The sequence below is a fragment of the Streptomyces sp. NPDC041814 genome (genome assembly GCF_055590565.1).
Window position 1 is genome coordinate 190,924 of the sequence record NZ_JBVJAM010000002.1, and the last position, 19,097, is coordinate 210,020.

Here is a 19,097-nt window from a genome sequence, read left to right on the forward strand (position 1 = left end):
CGGACGAATTCGTCACGGCGGTCCGTGGAGAGGGGCTCATGGCGGCTGGTCACCGCGCGCGTGTTCCTGTGCGCGTACTTCCGCGAGGTCGGTCAGCCGGTCGAGTTGCCGTACCGGCCGGGCGACGCGGTGGTTGCCGGCCAGCAGATCCCGGTGCCGGTCGAGGAACGCCCAGTAGCCGGCGGTGTACGGGCAAGCGCGCTCACCGGTCCGGTCGCCCGGTCGGTAAACGCAAGGACCGCAGAAGTCGCTCATACGGTTCACATAGGCGCCCCCGGAGGTGTAGGGCTTGGTCGTCATCCGGCCGCCGTCGGCGTACTGGGACATCCCGACGACGTTGGGGAGCATCACCCAGTCGTAGCCGTCCACGAAGCAGCGGTGGAACCAGTCCGTGACGGCGGCGGGGTCCCAGCCCCGTTGGAGCGCGTGACTTCCCAGGACCATCAGCCGGGGGATGTGGTGAGTCCATCCTGTGTCGCGCACCTGGGCCAGGACGGTACGCAGGCAGTTGGCCCGTACGGCGTCGGCGTCCAGGTCGTTCCACCAGCCGGGCAGCGGGGCGGTGTGCCCGAGCTCGTTGGAGTGCCGGTAGCTGTCGCCGAAGTACCAGTACAACTGCCAGACGTACTCGCGCCAGCCGGCGATCTGCCGAACGAACCCCTCCACGCTGTTCAGAGGTGCCCGGCCCGTGCGCCACGCCGCTTCCGCCTGCCCGACGCACTCGGCGGGGTCGAGCAGGCCGAGGTTGAGGGAGGAGGAGAGCAGGCTGTGGCTCATGACGGGGTCGGATGCGAGCATGGCGTCCTCGTGCGGCCCGAACGTGACGAGCCGGTCTTCGAGGAATCGCCGCAGGGCCCGCAGCGCCTCCCTGCGGGTCGCGGGGAAGAGGCGCGGGCCGTCCCTTCCCACGAATGAGACGTCCCCGTCCCTCTCCCATCGGTCCAGGTCGTGGCGGACCTCGTCATCGATGGCGTCCTCCCGCGAGCCCGTCGGCGAGATTAATGAGAGGGCCCGGATAGTCGAGCCGTTCGCGTTGCTCGGGCGGGAGCTGCCAGGGTTCGTGCACCTTTCTTCCCTCCAGGTCCGTGAGTTCGGGGACCCAGCGGCGCACGTAGATGCCGTCCGGATCGAAGCGTTTCGCCTGGAGGAGGGGGTTGAGGACGCGATGGGGCCGTGTGTCGGTGCCGGCGACCCACTGCCAGTTGAGCTGGTTGTTGACGATATCGCCGTCCACGAGCAGGTCCAGGAAGTGGCGCGCGCCGATCCGCCAGTCGATGTACAGCGTCCTGGTCAGGAAGCTCGCCACCAGCAGGCGCGCGCGGTTGTGCATCCATCCCTCGTGCCGCAGCTGGCGCATGGCCGCGTCGATGATCGGGTAGCCCGTGCGTCCCTCCCGCCATGCGGCGATGTCCTCGGTCGCGTCATCCTCGTTCCGCCACTGGTCGTGGTGGGTGCGGTAGTCCTGGCCGGAGACCTCGGGCCGTGCCGCCAGCACCTGATGGGGGAAGTCCCGCCGGCACACCTGGCGTACGAACTCATCCGCGCCGGGACCGCTCTCCTCGCGGGCGCGGTGGACGAGCTCCACCGGGGACAGGGCTCCGAAGTGGAGATACGGCGACAGCCTGGACGTCGCGTCACCCGCGAGGTCGTCATGGCGGTCCTCGTACCGGGACAGTCCGGAACGCGTCCACCGTGAGAACCGGTCGCGGCCGGGCGTCTCCCCACCGCGCAGAAGACCGGGCGACGTATCGCTCACGCCGGCCCGTTGCGGCAGGGGCTCACCGCGCGCCGCGTCGGGGACGCGCACGGACCGGGGCGCGGAGAAGGGCGCCCTCAGCGAGGCGTCGAGGTCGTTGAGGCAGTCGGCGAGAAAGGCTCGCCGGTTGGGGGCTTCGAACCCGTCGCGCGGATCCCGGAGTCGAGGACGAACAGCGGCGATGTACCCGGACGCGCCGGTCACCAAGCAGAGCATTCCCTCTACGTCCTGCTGTCCGTTCATCGCCGCACATCCCCTCTTCCGGCCCGTCCGCGGCACCGTGCCCCTCGATCGATCACGGACCCCACAACATGACCGTGCCTGTCGCGGCGAGGCGGCCCGCGACCGTGACGAGGAACCGGGAAGCGCCCGCTTCCGCCTTCGTCTCGATGCGCGCGCCGTGCAACGGCACCCGCGTACGCACGTCAGCTTCGAGCCCCACCACCGCGCTGGCCGACATGCCGCTGCTGAGCAGGACCGCTTGTCGTCCGGCCTCCAGAACCGCGGCGAGGGGCAGATGCTCCGGCCGGCCGGCCAGGAGCACCGGGTGCCCGGGATCGCGTGGGGCGATCACGAGGTGTCCTCGGGGCGCCCGCGCCAGCATCACGTCGCTTTCGGCAGCGGCGCCGACGGCTGCGGCCGAGGGATGGAGGAGGCCTGGTTCCGCCGGTTCGTCCCAGGGCGCTGCCGTGTCCGCCGAGCGGACGAGCCGCATGGTGCACGACCCGAACGGCTCGCCCGCGTGGAGGTACTCCGCCGTGACACGGTGCGCGACGAGCGCACCCGCATCGGTCACAAGGTCGCTCACGCTCACCCGTACGGCCACGTCGGTGGCACTGCCGCGCTCCAGGGGGCGCGCCCGCAGACGCAGGCCCAGGCTCACCGACACGGCTTCGAGCGTCGCGCGACCCACTGCGGGACGACCGAGTTCCACAGCGGTGGCCAGTTGCCGGGTGGACTCCAGCATGATCAGGGGATGGTGCGGTACGGCGGTCACCGCACGGTCGTTGAGGGGGTGGAGGCGGGGCCACTGGCACCGGGCCGCGTAGCACCGGCTGCTCAGGCGGTCCATGGACACCACGAGCAGCGACGCCATCGTCTCCAGGCCCAGCGTGCCCCAGGTCAGTGGAATCGCCTCGGTCGCCGAAGGCGGTGCCGGGCGGGCTTCGTCTCCGCCCCGGTGCGGACCGAGCGCGCCGAACGCCTGCTCTGTCGCCATCTCGTGCATGAGCGTCTCCTAGCCGGAAGACCTCGCGGCGCAGGCCGCCCGCGCAGGGTCGTCACTCCGTACTTCGCGTTCGGCAGCTGCGGCGGATGCACCGTTCCGTCCCACAACCGGGCGGAAGTTCGCATCGGCTGCCCGGCAGGCGCCGTCACAGAGGCGAGCGGCCCCGCGGAGGAGACGGATACGGATCCGCACTCGTGGGCCGTGGCGATCGCGCCGGGCAGTTGAATGAGGCGCGCGGACCGGGCGCGCACGTACCGGTTCGGAGCGTGGAGCAAGCGGCACGTGCACGGAAGCGGGCCGACGCTCGTTGCCGATGTCGGCCGACCGGCCGCAGACCGGCGGTGCTCCGCGGCCCCTCCTCCCCTGGCCGCCACGCCCAGGGATCAGCACCGACCCGGTGTATGCATCCATTGCGTACAGATGGGTGGAAATAGGTGCATGAAGCTAAAAGAGGAACTTCCCGTCGATCACCATCTCGCCACGGTCTACCGCTACGGCGCGGGCTTCTGCGGCATCGTCCTGCTGGTCTTCGCCGCTCTCGGCTTCGCCGATGCGCTGAGCCCTTTCGACACGGGGGGCGACACGATCGCCGGCATGAGTACCAACGTCGCGCTCAGCACCATTTCCGCCGTCGTCGGTGTGGCGCTGCTCGCCGGGGCGGTCATCGGCGGGAACTTCGCCTCCGTCCTCAACATGACAGTCGGCGGCCTGTTCGTGCTGAGCGGCTTCGCGCACATTTTCGTCCTGGACCGGCCTGCCAACGTCCTCGACTTCGGCATGACCAACGTGATCTTCAGCTTCGTCATGGGACTGGTCATCGCCACGTTCGGGATGTACGGCCGTGTCTCCAGCAAGCTGTCTCACGACAACCCGTACTGGCGGCGTCGCCACTTCGAGCAGGCGCCGTCGGAAGGCGAGCCGGGCTCCGCGCCTGCCCTGTGCGAAGCCGGAGACGAGCTCGACGCCCGCCCGCCCCGCTGAGGTCGCACGCCTGGCGCCGAGCTCCGCGTGCGGGCGCGGCGGGGTGGCTGGTGCAGTTGGGCGTACGCGGCTCAGGGGCATGCCGAGACCTACGAGCTCACTCGAAGACGAGAGGGCCGGAATCCGCCATGTCTCCGGCCCTCGTGGGCCAGGGCCGAGCCCCCGCCCTCTCGTCGCTGTCTCTCCGGTCAGCGACGGAGGTGCGGCTTACGCGGTCGGGGCCCCGAGGTCGCTTCGTGCGACGATCGCGGGCATGACATCCCCCGCGATCCCGCCGACTCCCGGCGATTCCCCCGAAGGCGTGAACGACGCCCCGGCCATCGCCGTTCTGGCGGCGCTCCTGGACCGTTCGGTGCTCCAGATCGCGGAGGCGGCGGCCGATGCCCGCTGGTACGACCGGGAAACGATCCGCGCGGCCGCCGACGTATGGGACAACAACCTCTTCCCGCTCTTCTGGGCCGCGCACTCGGCCCGTGCGCACAAGCGCGAACGGCGGGCGCTGGCCGCCCTGAAGTGGATGGCCGGTATCAGCGAGCGCCGGCGCGGGTGGATGAGGGAACAGGCCGCCGTCGCCGGGTACGACATCGGCCCGCTCCTCTCCCGGGCCGAGCCGTACGTCCCCGGCCGGGACTATCGCGGACACGTCATGGCACCCCTGCCCCGGGCGCTGACCAGGGCATGTGTGGAGGAACTGCTCCCCGACTACGACCTGGCGGCGGCCGAAGTGAGCCATCTGCGAGTGGAACGCGCCGGACGGGAGCTGACCGCCCTGCTCCAGCTGGCCGTTCCCCGGAGATTCGCCGTCGAGGAGCACGCAGGCGCGGACCCCGCCCTGCTGAACGTCGCCCTGGACCGCGTCACCGAGGCCGCCTTCGACCTGTCGGACAGGCAGGGCGCGGTCCTCGCCCCCCGGGCCGACGGCATCGGCGTGTCCCTGGGGGCGGGTGGCCGCCTCCGCGCGGAAGCCGCCGAGTACTGGTGCGACGACCGTTCCTGGCACCGCTCCGCCGCCGGCCGGCGCGCCGACGCCGTGACGCCGCCGCGCGGTGACCGGTCGGGGCGGATCGACCCGCCGCCGCGGGACGGGGAGCTGGGGGCCGACGCGCATGCCGCCGCCGTGCTGCTGCGGCACGTCATGTGGGAGATCCGCTCGGTGCGGTATCCCGGCCACGCCGACCATGTCCCCGTACGCGCGCTGTGCCGGGTCTTCGAGGGGGCGGGGGCGGCGATCGTCGCCGCCGGCTCCGCACCGCGCGCGGACCGGGAGGCGGCCTTCCGGGACCTGATCCGTGCCTGGGCCGACCGGGGCGGCCCGGTCCTCTCCCGCACCTTCGCGGGAATCCTCAGGTCGAAGGGGCGCGACGACCTGATCGAGGCCGACGAGGATCCCGTACGAACGCCCTCCCCGCTCACCGGAACGCCCCGGACCCCGGAGCCGCCGCGGGACGCCGCCCTAGTCATGGCCGCCTGGACGGCCGCCCGCTCCGGCCACGGCACGGAGCACCCCGCCGAGGCCCAGCTCCAACTGGCCCTCCCGGCCGCGCCCGACGAGCCGTGGCGGCTGCGCACCCTCAGCTGCGCCGAGCCCCGCGCCTTCCGCGTCGCCCACGCCGCGTTCCGCGGCCCCGGCGCGCTCGCGCGTACGGGGAACGCCACCGGACCCAGCAGCATCGACTTGCACCGGGGCGCGCTGTACGTCGCCACGGAGGAGGGCTGGAGCGCGGCGGCCGGCTGACGAACGGGGCGGGCTCCGTGCCTCAGAAGCCCGCCGGTGAGGGGCTGTTCACCAGGTCCTCGCTCGCCGGGCACCGGGTGCCCGCGCCGTGCATGAAGACGGACGTGACGGCGGCGGCAGCGGGCTCCACGCCCAGCTTGGCGTGCAGCGCCTGACCCAGGGCGCCCTGCAGCAGCGCGCTGTAGAGGTCGAGGAGCGTGTCCGGGCCGAGGTCCGTGCGCCAGGTGCCGTCGGCCGAGCCCCGGACGAACAGCGCGGTGAGGGGCGCCATGAGTCGGCGGGCGGTCTCGTCGGGCACGGCGGGCTTGCCGTGGATGCGCATCAGGGCCTGGTACTTGGCGGCCTGGCCCATCGCGATCCGGCTCACCCGCGCCAGGCCCTCGGGCACGGCGACACGGTCCAGGCCGGCGTCCGCCAGCTTGCCGATCAGTTCGGCGCACGCCTCCTGGGACAGGGCGTCCAGCAGGGTCTCGCGGCTGGGGAAGTGGCGGTACAGAGTGGTGCGGCCCACGCCGGCGGCCGCCGCGACGTCCGCCATGCTGACGCTCTCGCCCCGTCGGGCGAGCAGCGTCGCGGCGGCGTCGAGGATCGCGACCGCGACGCGGTCGCGAAGGTGCACGTTTCTTGTCATCAATCCAAAAGATACTGGCCTACCGGCGCTGGTACATTCATGTTCCACAACGGATCGCATGAATCCCGCCCGGTGAGTCGTCCGTCGTGGACCGTGCCCCGGTGGAGCTCTGACCGCCCGATGGAAGGGCGGATTCCGTATCCATGCCCGCCGGAGCGCACCGTTGCCACCAGCCGGAGGTCACGGGGGGTGGACAGATCGAGCGGGCGCCGGGTGGCCCCGCAGCTTCTCCGAAAGGTGAGTCATGACCACGTTGCAAAAAGACGAGTCGAGCCCTCCCGGGGGAGGGGGCGCCTCCAGTGACAAGCTGGACAGCAAGGTCCTCCTCGTGGCCGGAGTGGTCGTGCTCGGCGGGATCATGTCGATCCTGGACATCACCGTGGTCTCGGTCGGACTGCAGACGTTCCAGAAGGAGTTCGAGGCGACCTCGGCACAGGTCGCCTGGACGATGACCGGCTACACCCTGGCACTGGCGAGCGTCATCCCGCTCACCGGCTGGGCCGCCGACAGGTTCGGGACAAAACGGCTCTATCTGCTCGCGGTCGCGTTGTTCGCGGCCGGGTCGGCGTTGTGCGCCGCGGCCAACTCCCTGGAGATGCTGGTCGCGTTCCGGGTGATCCAGGGCCTGGGCGGCGGCATGCTCATGCCGCTCGGCATGACGATCCTGACGCGTGCCGCAGGCCCCGAGCGGGTCGGCCGCGTGATGGCCGTACTCGGCATTCCCATGCTTCTCGGCCCCATCTTCGGCCCGATTCTGGGCGGCTGGCTGATCGACATCGCCACCTGGCACTGGATCTTCCTGATCAACCTGCCGATCGGTGCGATAGCGCTCGTGTACGCGGCGCTCGTGCTGCCCAAGGACAATGTGGAGCCGTCCGAGACCTTCGACTGGGTGGGCGTGCTCCTGCTCTCGCCCGGCCTGGCGTCCTTCCTGTACGGCGTCTCCTCCATCCCGGAGACCGGCACCGTCTGGGCCGCCAAGGTCCTCGTTCCCGCGATCATCGGTCTGGTGCTCGTCGCCGCGTTCGTTCCCTGGGCGCTGCGGCCCGCCAACATCCACCCGTTGATCGATCTGCGGCTCTTCCAGAACCGTGACCTGAGCGTCGCCGTGATCGCCATGTCGCTGTTCGCGATGGCGTTCTTCGGCGCCAGCCTGCTGTTCCCGCTCTACTTCCAGCAGGTGCGCGGGGAGTCGGCACTCGACTCCGGCGTGCTGCTCGCCCCGCAGGGAATCGGCGCGATGATCACCATGCCGATCGCCGGCATGCTCGCCGACCGCATCGGACCCGGCAAGATCGTCATGACCGGTATCGCGGTCATCACCATCGGCATGGGCATGTTCACGCAGCTCACCGCCGACACGTCCTACACGTACATCATCGCCGCGCTCTTCATCATGGGCCTCGGCATGGGTGCCTCCATGATGCCGATCATGGCGTCGGCGCTGGCCACCCTGAGGGAGCACACGGTCGCCCGTGGCTCGACGCTGATGAACATCGTCCAGCAGGTCGCCGCCTCGATCGGCACCGCCCTGTTCTCGGTGCTCCTCACCAACGGCCTCAAGGACATCACCGCGAGGACCCCGGACGGCATCAAGGACCAGATGGGCGACGCGTTCGCCTCGGTGTTCCTGGTGGCGGCGATCCTCATCGCCGTATGCCTCATCCCGGCGCTGCTGCTGCCGCGCCGGAAGGTGAAGGCGGCGGACCCGACCGCGATGGTCGGTCACTGACCGCCCGCTCGCGGACCACTCGCCGCCGCCGGATCGAAGACGCCGAAGCCGTCTTCGACCCGGCGGCGGTGCGTTTGCGGGCCGGTGCGGCCCCGGCCGGTCGCTTGACCGTCGCGGGGCGGGGTAGCGAAACGGCATGGGCACTGAGAACACATTCGCCGGTGGGGGTTACGTACAGCCCGAGGTCGACGTCCGGGCGCTGACCCGGGTGCTCGACGGGGAGTACGCCGGGGTCCGCGACCTCGTGCGGAGCAATCTGGTCGCGTACGCCTCCGTGCTGGAGGAGGCCGAGGAGCTCGGGACCGACGCGTATCGCGAGCGGGTGCGGGAGATCGTGGTCGAGATGGCCGCGACCGGGCAGACCGGGATGGGGTTTCCCGAGGAGTACGGCGGGGGCGGGGACATCGGGGCGTCCATCGCCGCGTTCGAGACGCTTGCCTTCGGGGACCTGTCCGTGCTGGTCAAGGTGGGAGTGCAGTTCGGGCTCTTCGGCGGGGCGATCCTCCAGCTGGGCACCCGTCGCCACCACGAGGCGTATCTGCCGGACCTGATCACCGGCCGCCTGATGGGGTGCTTCGCGATGACCGAGACCGGGCACGGCTCCGACGTGCAGTCGCTCGGCACGGTGGCGCGGTACGACCCCGGCACCGGGGAGTTCGTCCTGACCACCCCGGACGACGAGGCGTGCAAGGACTACATCGGCAACGCCGCCCGGCACGCGGAACTCGCGGTCGTCTTCGCCCAGCTGGAGGTCGGCGGAAAGGCCGAGGGGGTGCACGCCTTCGTCGTGCGGGTCCGGCAGGACGGCGAGGTGGTGCCCGGCGTCCGGATCGAGGACGACGGGCGCAAGATGGGCCTCAACGGCGTCGACAACGGCCGCATCCGCTTCGACGGGGTGCGCGTGCCGCGCGAGGCGCTGCTCAACCGGTTCGCCGACGTCACCGCCGAAGGCGTCTACGAGAGCCCGGTCGAGAACCCCGGACGGCGGTTCTTCACCATGCTCGGCACGCTCGTGCAGGGCCGGGTCAGCGTCGCCGGAGCCGGGGTCGGCGCGGCCAAGGTGGCCCTCGCCGTCGCCACCAAGTACGCCGTGCGGCGGCGGCAGTTCGCGGCAGCCCCGGACAAGGAGGAGCGGCTGCTGCTCGACTACGGACTGCACCAGCGCCGCCTGCTGCCGCTCCTCGCCCGTACCTACGCGCTGCACTTCGCGCAGGACGCCCTACGGACCCGGCTGCACGACGTCTTCTCCGGCACGGGGGACGACCCGCGGGCCCGGCGTCTCCTGGAGTCCCGGGCCGCAGGCACCAAGGCGCTCGCCACCTGGCACGCCACCCGGGTCGTCCAGGAGTGCCGCGAGGCGTGCGGCGGCGCCGGCTACCTCAGCGTCAACCGGTTCGCCGCGCTCAAGGCCGACAGCGACATCTTCACCACGTTCGAGGGGGACAACCACGTCCTGCTCCAGCTCGTCGCCAAGGGCCTGCTCACCCACTACGCGAGCGAGTTCGAGGACCTGGACCAGCTCGGGACCGTCCGCCATGTGGCCGGGCTCGCCGTCGAGACGGTCCTGGAGAAGACCTCCGCCCACAAGCTCCTCGAACGGGTACGGGACCTGCTGCCGGGCGGTGACGAGTGGGACCGGGAGGCCGGGCTGCTCGACCCGGAGTACCAGCTCGCCATGGTCCGCTTCCGTGAGGAGCACATGCTCGCCGGGGTGGCCCGCAGGCTGAAGCGCGGAATGGACGAGCACGAGGATCCGGGCACCGTCTTCTCCCGGGTCCAGGACCACGTCATCGCCGTCGCCCGCGCGCACGTCGAACGGCTCGTCCTTGAGGCCTTCACGGACAAGGTGCGCACCCTGCCCGACGGCGGCAACAAGGAGGCGCTGCGCCTGCTGTGCGACCTCTTCGCGCTCTCGGTCATCGAGGCGGACCGGGCCTGGTTCATGGAGCACGGCCGGCTGACCGTCCAGCGCTCCAAGGCGATCAGCCGCGAGGTGAACGACCTCTGCCGGAAGGTCCGGCCGCTCGCGGCCGGCCTCGTGGACGCGTGGGGCATCCCGGAAGAGATGCTGCGCGCCCCGGACCTGGTCCGCTAAATGCGCACGGCGGTCGTCGCCAGGGTGACGTACTCCATGGTGAACCGGCCGCCCAGCGCGTCGATGGCGTCGCCGACCGCCGTCAGGATCTCCGTCAGCCCGTCGGGAGGCAGCCGCGTGAGGCCCCCGGTCGTCGGGAGCAGGGCCAGCCACTGGTCCCGGGTGTAGGGGCGTTCCCAGTCGAACCGCCACTGCTCCGGTTCGCGGAAGTGCCCGGTCGCGCGGATCTGTTCGGCGGTCCTCGCGTACCCCGCCCGGTACGCGTCCAGTGGGCGCCGGGCCGGCTGACCGCTGAACGGTGAGTCCGGCGCCACCCGGCGGAAGGCTTCCGCGAACGGCTGCGCCACCTCGGCGGGCGGTTCGAAGACGTGCCCGAAGACCGCCAGGCGCCCGCCCGGCCGCAGCACCCGGGCCGCCTTGTCCGCGCCCACCGCCGGGTCCACCCAGTGCCACGACTGGGCGGCGGTCACCGCGTCGAACGTCCGGCCCGCCGGGTCCCACGCCTCGAAGGTCGCCTCCTCCACGCGGACACCGTGCGCGCGGGCCAGGCCGGCCATCCGGCCATCCGGTTCGACGCCGAGCACCGCGCAGCCGGCCGCCCGGAACTGGCGGGCCGCGATCCCGGTACCGCAGCCGACGTCGAGCACGTCCGGGCCGGGGCTCCCGGCGACCACCCGGGCCACCAGGTCGTCGGGATAGGCGGGGCGGGCCTCGTCGTAGCGCCCTGCGTCCGTGCCGAAGGACTCCGCGGTGCGCCGGGACTCATGGGGCCGGGGAGCGGGCTGTTCCCGCGGTAGAGTGGGCATGCGGTCACCTTAGTGGGCAAGCGCCCACACGCCAAGGTGCGGCAGAGCCGTGGACGACGTGAGGAGTGGGTACGTGCCGACCGGAGTGCACCTGCGCGACGCCCGGCAGCAGCTGTTCGACGCCGCCGAGCGCGTCCTGCTGCGGGACGGCGCGAACGGCCTGACCAGCAGGGCCGTCACCGACGAGGCGGGCTGCGCCAAGGGCGTCCTGCACCGGCACTTCGCCGACTTCGACGCCTTTCTCACCGAGCTCGTGCTCGACCGGGCGGCGGACCTGGACGCGCGGGCGCGGACGCTGGGAGAGCGCGCGGGCACCGGTACCGTGGCCGGCAATCTCACCGACGCGCTGACCGGTCTCTTCGGCCCCGTGCCGGTGGCGATCATCCCCCTCATCACCTTCCGGGACGAGCTGCGCGCGCGCCTGCGGCAGGCGACACCCGGGGGCGGCATCGCGGTTCTCGCGCAGATCACGGCGGCGGTCTCCGGCTACCTCACGCAGGAGCGCGCGCTGGGCCGGGTGGCGGCCGGGGCCGACATCGACTCGCTCACCCTCTCCCTGGCCGGGGGCGGCCACCTGCTCTTCGCGGACCGTGACCCCGGGCCACCGGACGCGGCGGCGGTCGGCAAGCTGGTCACCACGGTGCTCGCGGACGTCGTACGAGGGTGAGCGAGGCTGTCCGGATACCCACGGCGGCTGAGTATCACCGCTCAGTCGGACGGCCGTTCGGCGCGGAACGATGGAACTCCGCCCGAGTGAACCGGAGATCCCGATGCTCAGCCGCCTTGCCGGTCAACTGGTGCCCGCCTTCGGGCGGTTGACGCTCACCGCCGACGCGGATGCCGTCCTGCCCCCGGTTGGCATCATCGCCGCCAACCACACCTCGCTCGCGGACCCCGTGATCGTCCTGGCCGCGCTCCGCCGCCTCGGCGCCCGGCCCGTCGTCATGGCGGCCGCCGGGCTCTGGCGCGTCCCCGTGCTCGGCCGCGCCCTGGCGCGTGAGGGGCACATCCCCGTCCACCGCGGGGACCCCCGCGCGGGCCGGGCCGTCGTCCTCGCCCAGGAGGCGCTGGAACGGGGCCGGCACATCCTCATCTACGCCGAGGGCGGGCTGCCGGACCGGGCGGACGCGGCCGAAGCGGCGCCGGGCGCCTTCCACCGCGGTCTCGCCCGGCTCGCGCACCGTACCGGTGCTCCGGTCATCCCGGTGGGCCAGGCAGGGGCCCGCCGCGTCACCTCCGGCTCGGCCGCCAAACAACTCGCGGGCCTGGCCACCGCCCCGCTGCGCCGCCCCCGGCTGCACGTTCACGTCGGGCCGGCGCTGCGGCTCGACGGCGACGGCCCTGCGGCCACCGCCCAGGCCCGGCTCGCGGTCACCGCCGCCTGGCGGACGGCGGCCGCCCGGCTGGGCGAGCCCGCCGCCGTGACCGCGTAAACGGGCGGCCGGAAAACGGCGGTCCGGGAAACGGCGGCTCAGAGATCGGCTCCCACCGCGCTCAGGAAGGTGCGGAACTTCGCGGCCGTCTCGGCGGTCTCGGCCTCGGGTTCCGACGCGGCGACGACGCCCGCGCCCGCGTAGAGGCGCAGCGTGCGCTCGTCGGCCTCGGCGCAGCGGATGGTGACGACCCATTCCCCGTCGCCGTTCGCGTCGCCCCACCCCACCATGCCCGTGAAGTAACCCCGGTCGAACGGCTCGGTCTCGGTCAGCACCTGCCGGGCCGTCGCCGTCGGTGTCCCGCACACCGCCGGGGTCGGGTGCAGGGCGCAGGCCAGGGCGAGCGCGGAGGTGTCCGGGTCGGCGAGCGTGCCCGTGACCGTGGTGGACAGGTGCCACATGGCGGCGGTGCGGATCAGTGTCGGCCGGGGCGGCACCGTCATCCCCGAGCAGTACGGGGCGAGTGCCTGGTGCACGGCGTCCACGACGACCGCGTGCTCGTGGAGGTCCTTCGCGGACTCCAGGAGCGCGGCGGCCCGGCGGACGTCCTCGGCCAGATCGTCGCTGCGTGGGGCGGACCCGGCGAGGGGGTTGGCGACCAGTTGGCGGCCCCGGCGCGACACGAGGAGTTCGGGGCTGGCGCCGATCAGGGTGCGGTCTGGGCCGGTGGGGAGCGCGAAGGTGTAGCCGGCGGGGTCGCGCCGGGCCAGGCGCTGGAGCATCGCGGGCACGTCCAGCGGTGCGGGCGAGGTGAGTTCGAGGGTGCGCGCCAGGACGACCTTGCTGAACTCGCCGCGCCACATCCGCTCCACGGCCGACGCCACGCCCTTCGCGTAGACCTCGGGCTCCGGGACCGGCCGGATCTCCCAGCCGGGGGAGTCCGTCCCCGGTGAGGGCAGGGCGATGAGGGGGTCGGAGGTGAGCGGCGGTGCGATGCGCGGCGCGGCGGGCACGCTCAGGGCGGCCGGTTCCGTGTGGTCGAACGGGATCGCGCCCATCACCACCGGCGAATCCTGTCCGGCGTCGGCGGCCGCTGCCAGGGTGTCCGCGACACGCCGCTCCACCGGCTGTGCGCCGTGCGGCACTTGGAGTGCGGTGCCCCGGGCGAGCAGGGTGCGCCCGGGGGTGGCGAGGAAGCGGTCGCCGGGCGCGTAGGCGTCCAGGAGAGAGGTGGCCGCCCCGGTGGCCGGGTGGGCCGTGGGTATGGGCGCGGCGACTCGGGATGCCGTCGACACGGGGACTCCGTTCTCGATGGCCCCGTGGGCGGGGCCAGGGATGAGGGTGCGCTGGGGAGCCGCGCCGGTTCGGCGCGGCGGCACGCCTGCGGCGGGCCTTCATCCGGAGCGACACCTACGGTAGGTTAGGTGAGGGTAACCTAAGTTTGAGCGTTCGCGCAGGAGGGCGGCGGGGTTCGGGTCGTGAGGCTGGTGCCTGAACTGCGCTTTCGGGGGGCCCGGTTGACGGACGGACTGCCTGTGTCGCGCGTGTCGATGTTAGGTTAGCCTTGCCTCGGCTGGAGGGGGGATGTGGCCGATTCCGTCATCTGCGCCGCAGGCCGTCGTGCCCGTCGGCGGGCCGCGCGCGCCCTCGCGCGCCCGGTGAACGGCCCTGCCCCGGTCGGGTGTTCACGCGTGCGTCGCCGCCCCCGGCCCCGTAGGCACCGTCACTCTCGCTCCGACCCGTCGTCGGCGCCGACCCACTGAGGAGTACTCCGATGAGCCAGACCTTGTCGCCCGACCGTGTCAGGGCCGACATCGCCGAACTGCTGGGCTGCGAGCCCGGTGAGATCGCGGCCGACGAGAACCTGGTCGACCTCGGTCTCGATTCGATGAGGATCATGGCCCTGGTGGAGCGCTGGCGCGCGGCGGGGGCGACCACCCTGGAGTTCCCCGACCTCTTCGAGCTGCCCGAACTCGGCCACTGGCAGAAGCTGTTGGCGGGTGAGGCCGCATGAGCCGCACCGACCACCGCGCACGCCACCTGGACCGGATCGCCGAGGTGCGCGCCGGACTGCACGCCGAGAAGGTCGGCTACCCGATCGGCATCCGGGAGGCCGAAGTCGTCCGCACCACCGCCGTCGGCGCGGGCCTGGTCAGGGTGACGCTGGGCGGGCCCGGCACCGAGGGGTTCGAGGCCCACGCACCCGACGAGCACGTGAAACTCATCTTCCGGGAACCGGACGGCACCCTGCGCCTGCCCGAGCGGAACGGGGTGATGCTGCGCTGGCCGAGGCCGCTGCCCACCTCGCGCGAGTACACCGTGCGCCGCTACGACTCCCTCACCGGCGAGCTCGACATCGACATCGCCGTCCACGAGGGCGGGCTCGCCTCCTGCTGGGCCGACAAGGCGCAGCCCGGCGACATCATTCACATCGCCGGACCGCCCGGCGGGCTGATCGTCCCGCACAGCTACGACCGCTATCTGCTCGTCGGCGACCTCACCGCCCTGCCCGCCGTCGCGCGATGGCTGGAGGAGCTGCCGAGGACCGCCAAGGGCTGGGCGTTCGTCGAAGTCGCCGACGCCGCCGAGGAGATCGAGCTCTCCGCGCCGGAGGGCGTCGAGGTGCGCTGGCTGCACCGCGACGGCGCGCCCGCCGGCTCCGGTGGCGCTCTGACCCGGGCCGCGATGTCCGTCACCGTTCCCGAGGGGGAGCGGGCGTATGTCTGGGCGGCCGGCGAGGCCGGGCAGATCAAGCCGCTGCGCCGCTGGGTCCGCGACGAACTGCGCCTGGACAAGGCCGACTACGACATCACCGGCTACTGGAAGCGCGGCGTCGCGGACTTCGACGAGGACCACGAGCACGACCACTGATCCATCGCGGGAACGGGGGGTGCGCAACCCGCGAGTTGTCCCCCCGAAAGGCCATCAAGTAAGGTGAGCCTTACCTAAGTAGCAAGGAGCTTCGGAATGTCCATACGCAGATCGTCCGGCCTGGTCGGCGCCGTCGCGCTGGCCCTCGTCCTGGCCGGATGCGGGTCATCCTCGGACGGGGACTCGGACTCCGCCTCGGGCAGGACCCGGGTGTTCACCGCGGACAACGGGAAGATCACGATCCCGGCGAACCCGAAGCGTGTGGTGGCCACCGGCTATGCCGTGCCCGCGCTCATCGAGGCCGACGCACCGCTGGTCGGCATCTCGTCGTGGAAGCGCGGCGAGCCGATGATGGACAAGGAAGACCTCGCCACCTACAAGAAGCTCACCAAGGTGGCGGGCGAGCAGGCGGCCGAGACCAACTACGAGGCCATCGCCGAGGCCGAGCCCGACCTGATCGTCATCGGCGTGCCGGCACCCGTGCTCGGCGACATCGACATGAAGCGGCTGAAGTCGATCGCCCCCGTCGTCGCGATCGGCCCGAGCCTCCCGTCCGCCTGGCGCGACCTCTCCCGCAAGCAGGCCGACGCGGCCGGCGCGCTGGAGCGGTTCGACGCCCAGAAGAAGACGTACGACACCAAGGCAGCCGAACTGGCCGCCAGGTACAAGGACGTCCTGCCGAAGCTGAAGCTCGGCCACGTCGGCGCGTACGGCGACGCCGCCAAGGGCACCTTCCAGCGCGAGTTCAACGGCTCGTGGGGCACCAACATCGCCGAGGACCTGGGCGCCACCTACTACGGCAAGGTCAAGAAGGCGGGACCCGGGTCCGCGGCCGTCAGCGAGTACCCCTCCATCGAGGAACTGCCCGACGCCTTCCGCGAGGCCGACGTCCTGACGTACTCGGTCAACGCCGACGGCAGCGTCCCGCCGTCCGTCAAGTACGTCCTGGACTCCAAGCTCTGGAAGAACCTCCCCGCCGTCAAGGCCGGCAAGGCCTTCCCCTACCGCTACACCGAGGCCGCCACCTACGGTGAGGCCCTGCTGACCCTGGACGCGATCGACCAGTCGCTCGCTCCGCTGCTGAAGCGATGACCGTCGCGGGCCGCGCGTCCGAGGCGGCCGGAGAGCGCCGGCGGGCCGTCCCGCGGACCGCCCTGCTCATCGGCGGACTGATCCTGCTGGCCGCTCTCGCCGTCCTCAGCATGGGCGTCGGGGCCCGCCACGTCGCCCCCGGCGAAGTCGTGCGCGCACTCTTCGACTACCAGGGCACCGACGACCACGTCGTCGTACGGGACGTGCGGGCGCCGCGTGCGCTGCTCGCCGTCGCCGTCGGCGCCGCGCTCGCCGTGGCCGGGGCGCTCATCCAGACGCTCGCCCGCAACCCGCTGGCCGAACCCGGCATCCTCGGGGTCACCGCGGGCGCCGGGTTCGCCGTCACCCTCGGGTCGGCGGCCGGCCTGGCCGGCGGCCAGGCCGGCGAACTCGGCTTCGCCGTCCTCGGGTCCGTGGCCGCAGCGCTCCTGGTCGCCGCGGTCGGCCGCACCTCACCGCTGCGCCTGGTGCTCACCGGTGTGGCGGTGACCGCGGTGCTCAACGGCGTCGCCCTCGGGCTGCGCCTCATGCTCCCCGACACCTTCGACCTCTACCGGTTCTGGTCGGTGGGGACGCTCGCCGGACGCGAACAGGCACCCCTGTCCTGGCCGTTGACCGCCATCGCGGTGTGCCTGGCCGGTGCGCTGCTGCTGAGCAGGGCGCTCAACGCCCTGACCCTCGGCGAGAACGTGGCACACACGCTGGGGGCCTCCGTGGGCCGGGTCCGCGTCACCACGCTCGTCCTCATCACCGTGCTCAGCGGCGCGGCGACGGCGGTGGCCGGGCCCATCCTGTTCGTCGGGCTGATCGTGCCGCACCTGGTGCGCAAACCGGCCTCCGGATCGGTGCCCTGGCTCATCGCCTACACCATGGTCCTCGGCCCCGTCCTGCTCCTCGCCGCCGACATGGCCGCGCGGGTCCTGCTGCCCACCGGCGAGGTGCCCGTGGCCATCGTGACCGCCTTCCTCGGCGGCCCCATGCTGATCTGGGCGGTCCGCCGCTACGGGGCGGGGTCCCTGTGAACGTGCTGAAATTCCGCTTCGAACGGCGTACGGCGGTACTCGTCGCCGTACTGGCCGCCCTGATGCTGGGGCTCGGCCTGCTCGGGCTGTGCTACGGGGCGTCATGGGCGCCGCCCGGCAAGGTGATCGCCGTCCTCACCGGCTCCGAGCACTCCGTGGTCATCAGGGACTGGCGGCTGCCGCGGGTGCTGGCCGGCCTGGTCTTCGGCGCCGCGCTCGGCGTCTCCGGCGCCCTCTTCCAGAACCTCACCCGCAACCCCATGGGCAGCCCCGACGTCATCGGTCTCGACGCCGGTGCCTACACCGGCGCCCTCGTCGCCCTCACCGTCCTGTCGGGCACCTCCGCGCAGCTCGCCGTCGGCTCCGTGACCGGCGGACTCGTCGTCGCGGCCGCCATCTACCTGCTGTCGCTCGACACCGGCTTCTCCGGCCTCCGGCTCGTCGTCATCGGCATCGCCGTCAACGCGATGGCCACCGCGGTCAACTCGTGGATCGTGCTCCGCGCCGACCTGGAGGTGGCCATCGCCGCCGTCGGCTGGAGCGCCGGCTCCCTCAACGGCGTCGGCTGGGACGACCTGGGCATCCCGTTCGCCGTGATCGCGCTGCTGCTGCTCGTGATGACCACCCGGGCCCACGCCATGCACCAGGCGGCGCTCGGCGACCCGGTCGCCGTCACGACCGGCGTCGGACTCGACCGGCTGCGGCTGCTGATGGTCCTGGTCGGCGTCGGCTGCACCGCCACGGTGACCGCCGTCGCCGGGCCCATCGCGTTCATCGCGCTGGCCGCGCCGCAGATCGGCCGGCGGCTCGCGGGCGCCGCCGGCATCCCGCTGCTCCCGGCCGCGCTCACCGGTGCGGTCCTGCTCCAGGGCGCGGACCTGCTGGCGCAGATGTTGCTGGCCCCGGTGGCGCTGCCGGTGGGCGTCGTGAGCACCGCGATCGGCGGTTGCTATCTGATCTGGCTGCTGACCAAGGAGGTGAGGCGCGCGTGACCGCACGCCTGACAGCGCGGGAGATCACCCTGCGCTACGGAGAGCGCGTCGTGTCCACACGGCTCACCCTCGACATACCCGACGGCGCGTTCACCGCCATCGTCGGCCCCAACGCCTGTGGGAAGTCCACGTTGTTGAGCGCGCTCGTACGGCTGCTCAGACCGCACGCCGGACAGGTGGAGTTCGACGGCCGCGAGGTCGGCGCGTTCGGCACCAAGGCGCTGGCCAAGCAGCTCGGCTTCCTGCCGCAGGACCCCACGGCGCCCGAGGACATCAAGGTCCGGCAGCTGGTGGCCCGGGGCCGCTTCCCGCACCAGTCGCTGCTGGGCCTGTGGTCGGACGGCGACCAGGAGGCCGTCGACGGCGCGATGGCCGCCGCCGGTGTCGCGGACCTGGCGGACCGGCCCGTACAGGAGCTGTCCGGCGGGCAGCGGCAACGCGTCTGGATGGCGATGGTGCTCGCCCAGCAGACGCCCTACATGCTGCTGGACGAACCCACCTCGTTCCTCGACATCACCCACCAGTACCAACTGCTCGGCCTGCTCGCCAGGCTGCGCGACGAGGGCCGCACCGTCGTCGCGGTCCTGCACGACATCAACCAGGCATGCCGGTTCGCCGACCACCTGGTGGCCATGAAGGCCGGGGAGGTGGTCGCCGAGGGCGACCCCGGGGACATCGTGGACGCCACGCTGGTCAAGGACGTGTTCGACCTGCCCAGCGTCGTCGTCCCGGACCCCGTGACCGGCACTCCGATGGTCGTACCCACACTGCGAGGAGAGTAAG

At 72.2% G+C, this 19,097-nt stretch carries 17 protein-coding genes and 1 pseudogene; 12 read left to right on the forward strand and 6 right to left on the reverse strand.

From position 1 onward, the window contains the following. Positions 1-36: 36 nt before the first annotated feature. The 3 genes and pseudogenes from ACZ6C6_RS06285 to ACZ6C6_RS06295 form a co-directional block, all read right to left on the reverse strand. Positions 37-987 (reverse strand): annotated as a pseudogene (locus ACZ6C6_RS06285) (cryptochrome/photolyase family protein); the annotation flags it as partial. Next, entirely contained in the window at positions 962-1,999 is a 1,038-nt protein-coding gene (locus tag ACZ6C6_RS06290) for an FAD-binding domain-containing protein (RefSeq protein ID WP_469199636.1), read from the reverse strand. The gene ACZ6C6_RS06290 and the pseudogene ACZ6C6_RS06285, both read right to left, overlap by 26 nt. Before the next feature lie 52 nt (positions 2,000-2,051). Beyond that, complete coding sequence (locus tag ACZ6C6_RS06295) at positions 2,052-2,984, reverse strand: hypothetical protein (RefSeq protein ID WP_469199638.1); 933 nt, start codon at positions 2,982-2,984, stop codon at positions 2,052-2,054. 438 nt (positions 2,985-3,422) lie between these two features. Between ACZ6C6_RS06295 and ACZ6C6_RS06300 the strand changes: the two genes are divergently transcribed. Both ACZ6C6_RS06300 and ACZ6C6_RS06305 read left to right on the forward strand, forming a co-directional pair. Continuing rightward, positions 3,423-3,965, forward strand: a complete 543-nt coding sequence (locus ACZ6C6_RS06300) for a DUF4383 domain-containing protein (RefSeq protein WP_469199640.1) — start codon at positions 3,423-3,425, stop codon at positions 3,963-3,965. 253 nt (positions 3,966-4,218) lie between these two features. Next, entirely contained in the window at positions 4,219-5,700 is a 1,482-nt protein-coding gene (locus ACZ6C6_RS06305; RefSeq protein ID WP_469199641.1) for a hypothetical protein, read from the forward strand. Between the two features lie 22 nt (positions 5,701-5,722). On the opposite strand, the gene ACZ6C6_RS06310 is transcribed toward ACZ6C6_RS06305, so the two are convergent. Then, the gene (locus ACZ6C6_RS06310) at positions 5,723-6,331 is read right to left on the reverse strand and encodes a TetR/AcrR family transcriptional regulator (protein WP_469199643.1); all 609 of its coding nucleotides are present in this window, start codon (positions 6,329-6,331) and stop codon (positions 5,723-5,725) included. A 244-nt stretch (positions 6,332-6,575) separates the two neighbouring features. Here ACZ6C6_RS06310 and ACZ6C6_RS06315 point away from each other — a divergent pair, with 244 nt between their 5' ends. Further along, a complete protein-coding gene (locus ACZ6C6_RS06315) occupies positions 6,576-8,063 on the forward strand; it encodes a DHA2 family efflux MFS transporter permease subunit (protein ID WP_469199645.1) in 1,488 nt (495 codons plus the stop codon). 136 nt (positions 8,064-8,199) lie between these two features. Next, positions 8,200-10,158: an acyl-CoA dehydrogenase family protein gene (locus ACZ6C6_RS06320; protein WP_469199647.1), complete on the forward strand. Its 1,959-nt coding sequence runs from the start codon at positions 8,200-8,202 to the stop codon at positions 10,156-10,158. Here the strand turns inward: ACZ6C6_RS06320 and ACZ6C6_RS06325 are convergent. Beyond that, positions 10,155-10,964 (reverse strand): class I SAM-dependent methyltransferase, encoded by an 810-nt coding sequence (locus ACZ6C6_RS06325; RefSeq protein ID WP_469199649.1) that lies wholly within the window; start codon positions 10,962-10,964, stop codon positions 10,155-10,157. The two genes, ACZ6C6_RS06320 and ACZ6C6_RS06325, sit on opposite strands and share 4 nt — an antisense overlap. 73 nt (positions 10,965-11,037) lie before the next feature. Between ACZ6C6_RS06325 and ACZ6C6_RS06330 the strand changes: the two genes are divergently transcribed. Continuing rightward, positions 11,038-11,631: a TetR/AcrR family transcriptional regulator gene (locus ACZ6C6_RS06330; protein ID WP_469199651.1), complete on the forward strand. Its 594-nt coding sequence runs from the start codon at positions 11,038-11,040 to the stop codon at positions 11,629-11,631. 103 nt (positions 11,632-11,734) lie between these two features. Further along, the gene (locus tag ACZ6C6_RS06335; protein WP_469199653.1) at positions 11,735-12,397 is read left to right on the forward strand and encodes a lysophospholipid acyltransferase family protein; all 663 of its coding nucleotides are present in this window, start codon (positions 11,735-11,737) and stop codon (positions 12,395-12,397) included. A 38-nt stretch (positions 12,398-12,435) separates the two neighbouring features. Here the strand turns inward: ACZ6C6_RS06335 and dhbC are convergent, their stop codons facing one another. Further along, the gene (gene dhbC / locus ACZ6C6_RS06340) at positions 12,436-13,632 is read right to left on the reverse strand and encodes an isochorismate synthase DhbC (RefSeq protein WP_469199655.1); all 1,197 of its coding nucleotides are present in this window, start codon (positions 13,630-13,632) and stop codon (positions 12,436-12,438) included. Between the two features lie 479 nt (positions 13,633-14,111). On the opposite strand from dhbC, the gene ACZ6C6_RS06345 reads away from it, so the two are divergent. The 6 genes from ACZ6C6_RS06345 (at position 14,112) to ACZ6C6_RS06370 (ending at position 19,096) form a co-directional block, all read left to right on the forward strand. After that, entirely contained in the window at positions 14,112-14,351 is a 240-nt protein-coding gene (locus ACZ6C6_RS06345; protein ID WP_469199657.1) for a phosphopantetheine-binding protein, read from the forward strand. Next, positions 14,348-15,208, forward strand: coding sequence for a siderophore-interacting protein (locus ACZ6C6_RS06350; protein WP_469199659.1), 861 nt, complete (start codon positions 14,348-14,350; stop codon positions 15,206-15,208). Before ACZ6C6_RS06345 ends, ACZ6C6_RS06350 begins: the two co-directional genes overlap by 4 nt. A 96-nt stretch (positions 15,209-15,304) precedes the next feature. Then, positions 15,305-16,300 (forward strand): ABC transporter substrate-binding protein, encoded by a 996-nt coding sequence (locus ACZ6C6_RS06355; RefSeq protein WP_469199661.1) that lies wholly within the window; start codon positions 15,305-15,307, stop codon positions 16,298-16,300. Beyond that, complete coding sequence (locus ACZ6C6_RS06360; RefSeq protein WP_469199663.1) at positions 16,297-17,322, forward strand: FecCD family ABC transporter permease; 1,026 nt, start codon at positions 16,297-16,299, stop codon at positions 17,320-17,322. Before ACZ6C6_RS06355 ends, ACZ6C6_RS06360 begins: the two co-directional genes overlap by 4 nt. Further along, a complete protein-coding gene (locus ACZ6C6_RS06365) occupies positions 17,319-18,314 on the forward strand; it encodes a FecCD family ABC transporter permease (RefSeq protein WP_469199665.1) in 996 nt (331 codons plus the stop codon). Before ACZ6C6_RS06360 ends, ACZ6C6_RS06365 begins: the two co-directional genes overlap by 4 nt. Further along, positions 18,311-19,096 carry an ABC transporter ATP-binding protein gene (locus ACZ6C6_RS06370; protein WP_469199667.1) on the forward strand — a complete coding sequence of 262 codons (786 nt, stop codon included), beginning with the start codon at positions 18,311-18,313 and terminating at the stop codon, positions 19,094-19,096. Before ACZ6C6_RS06365 ends, ACZ6C6_RS06370 begins: the two co-directional genes overlap by 4 nt. Position 19,097 lies beyond the last annotated feature (1 nt).

Coding starts and splice junctions, on each gene's coding strand:
- ACZ6C6_RS06350 (WP_469199659.1), top strand. CDS start 14,348: ATGAGCCGCACCGACCACCGCGCACGCCACCTGGACCGGATCGCCGAG.
- ACZ6C6_RS06360 (WP_469199663.1), top strand. CDS start 16,297: ATGACCGTCGCGGGCCGCGCGTCCGAGGCGGCCGGAGAGCGCCGGCGG.
- ACZ6C6_RS06305 (WP_469199641.1), top strand. CDS start 4,219: ATGACATCCCCCGCGATCCCGCCGACTCCCGGCGATTCCCCCGAAGGC.
- ACZ6C6_RS06295 (WP_469199638.1), bottom strand. CDS start 2,984: ATGCACGAGATGGCGACAGAGCAGGCGTTCGGCGCGCTCGGTCCGCAC.
- ACZ6C6_RS06335 (WP_469199653.1), top strand. CDS start 11,735: ATGCTCAGCCGCCTTGCCGGTCAACTGGTGCCCGCCTTCGGGCGGTTG.
- ACZ6C6_RS06320 (WP_469199647.1), top strand. CDS start 8,200: ATGGGCACTGAGAACACATTCGCCGGTGGGGGTTACGTACAGCCCGAG.
- ACZ6C6_RS06315 (WP_469199645.1), top strand. CDS start 6,576: ATGACCACGTTGCAAAAAGACGAGTCGAGCCCTCCCGGGGGAGGGGGC.
- ACZ6C6_RS06310 (WP_469199643.1), bottom strand. CDS start 6,331: ATGACAAGAAACGTGCACCTTCGCGACCGCGTCGCGGTCGCGATCCTC.
- ACZ6C6_RS06355 (WP_469199661.1), top strand. CDS start 15,305: ATGTCCATACGCAGATCGTCCGGCCTGGTCGGCGCCGTCGCGCTGGCC.
- ACZ6C6_RS06345 (WP_469199657.1), top strand. CDS start 14,112: ATGAGCCAGACCTTGTCGCCCGACCGTGTCAGGGCCGACATCGCCGAA.
- ACZ6C6_RS06325 (WP_469199649.1), bottom strand. CDS start 10,964: ATGCCCACTCTACCGCGGGAACAGCCCGCTCCCCGGCCCCATGAGTCC.
- ACZ6C6_RS06300 (WP_469199640.1), top strand. CDS start 3,423: ATGAAGCTAAAAGAGGAACTTCCCGTCGATCACCATCTCGCCACGGTC.
- ACZ6C6_RS06290 (WP_469199636.1), bottom strand. CDS start 1,999: ATGAACGGACAGCAGGACGTAGAGGGAATGCTCTGCTTGGTGACCGGC.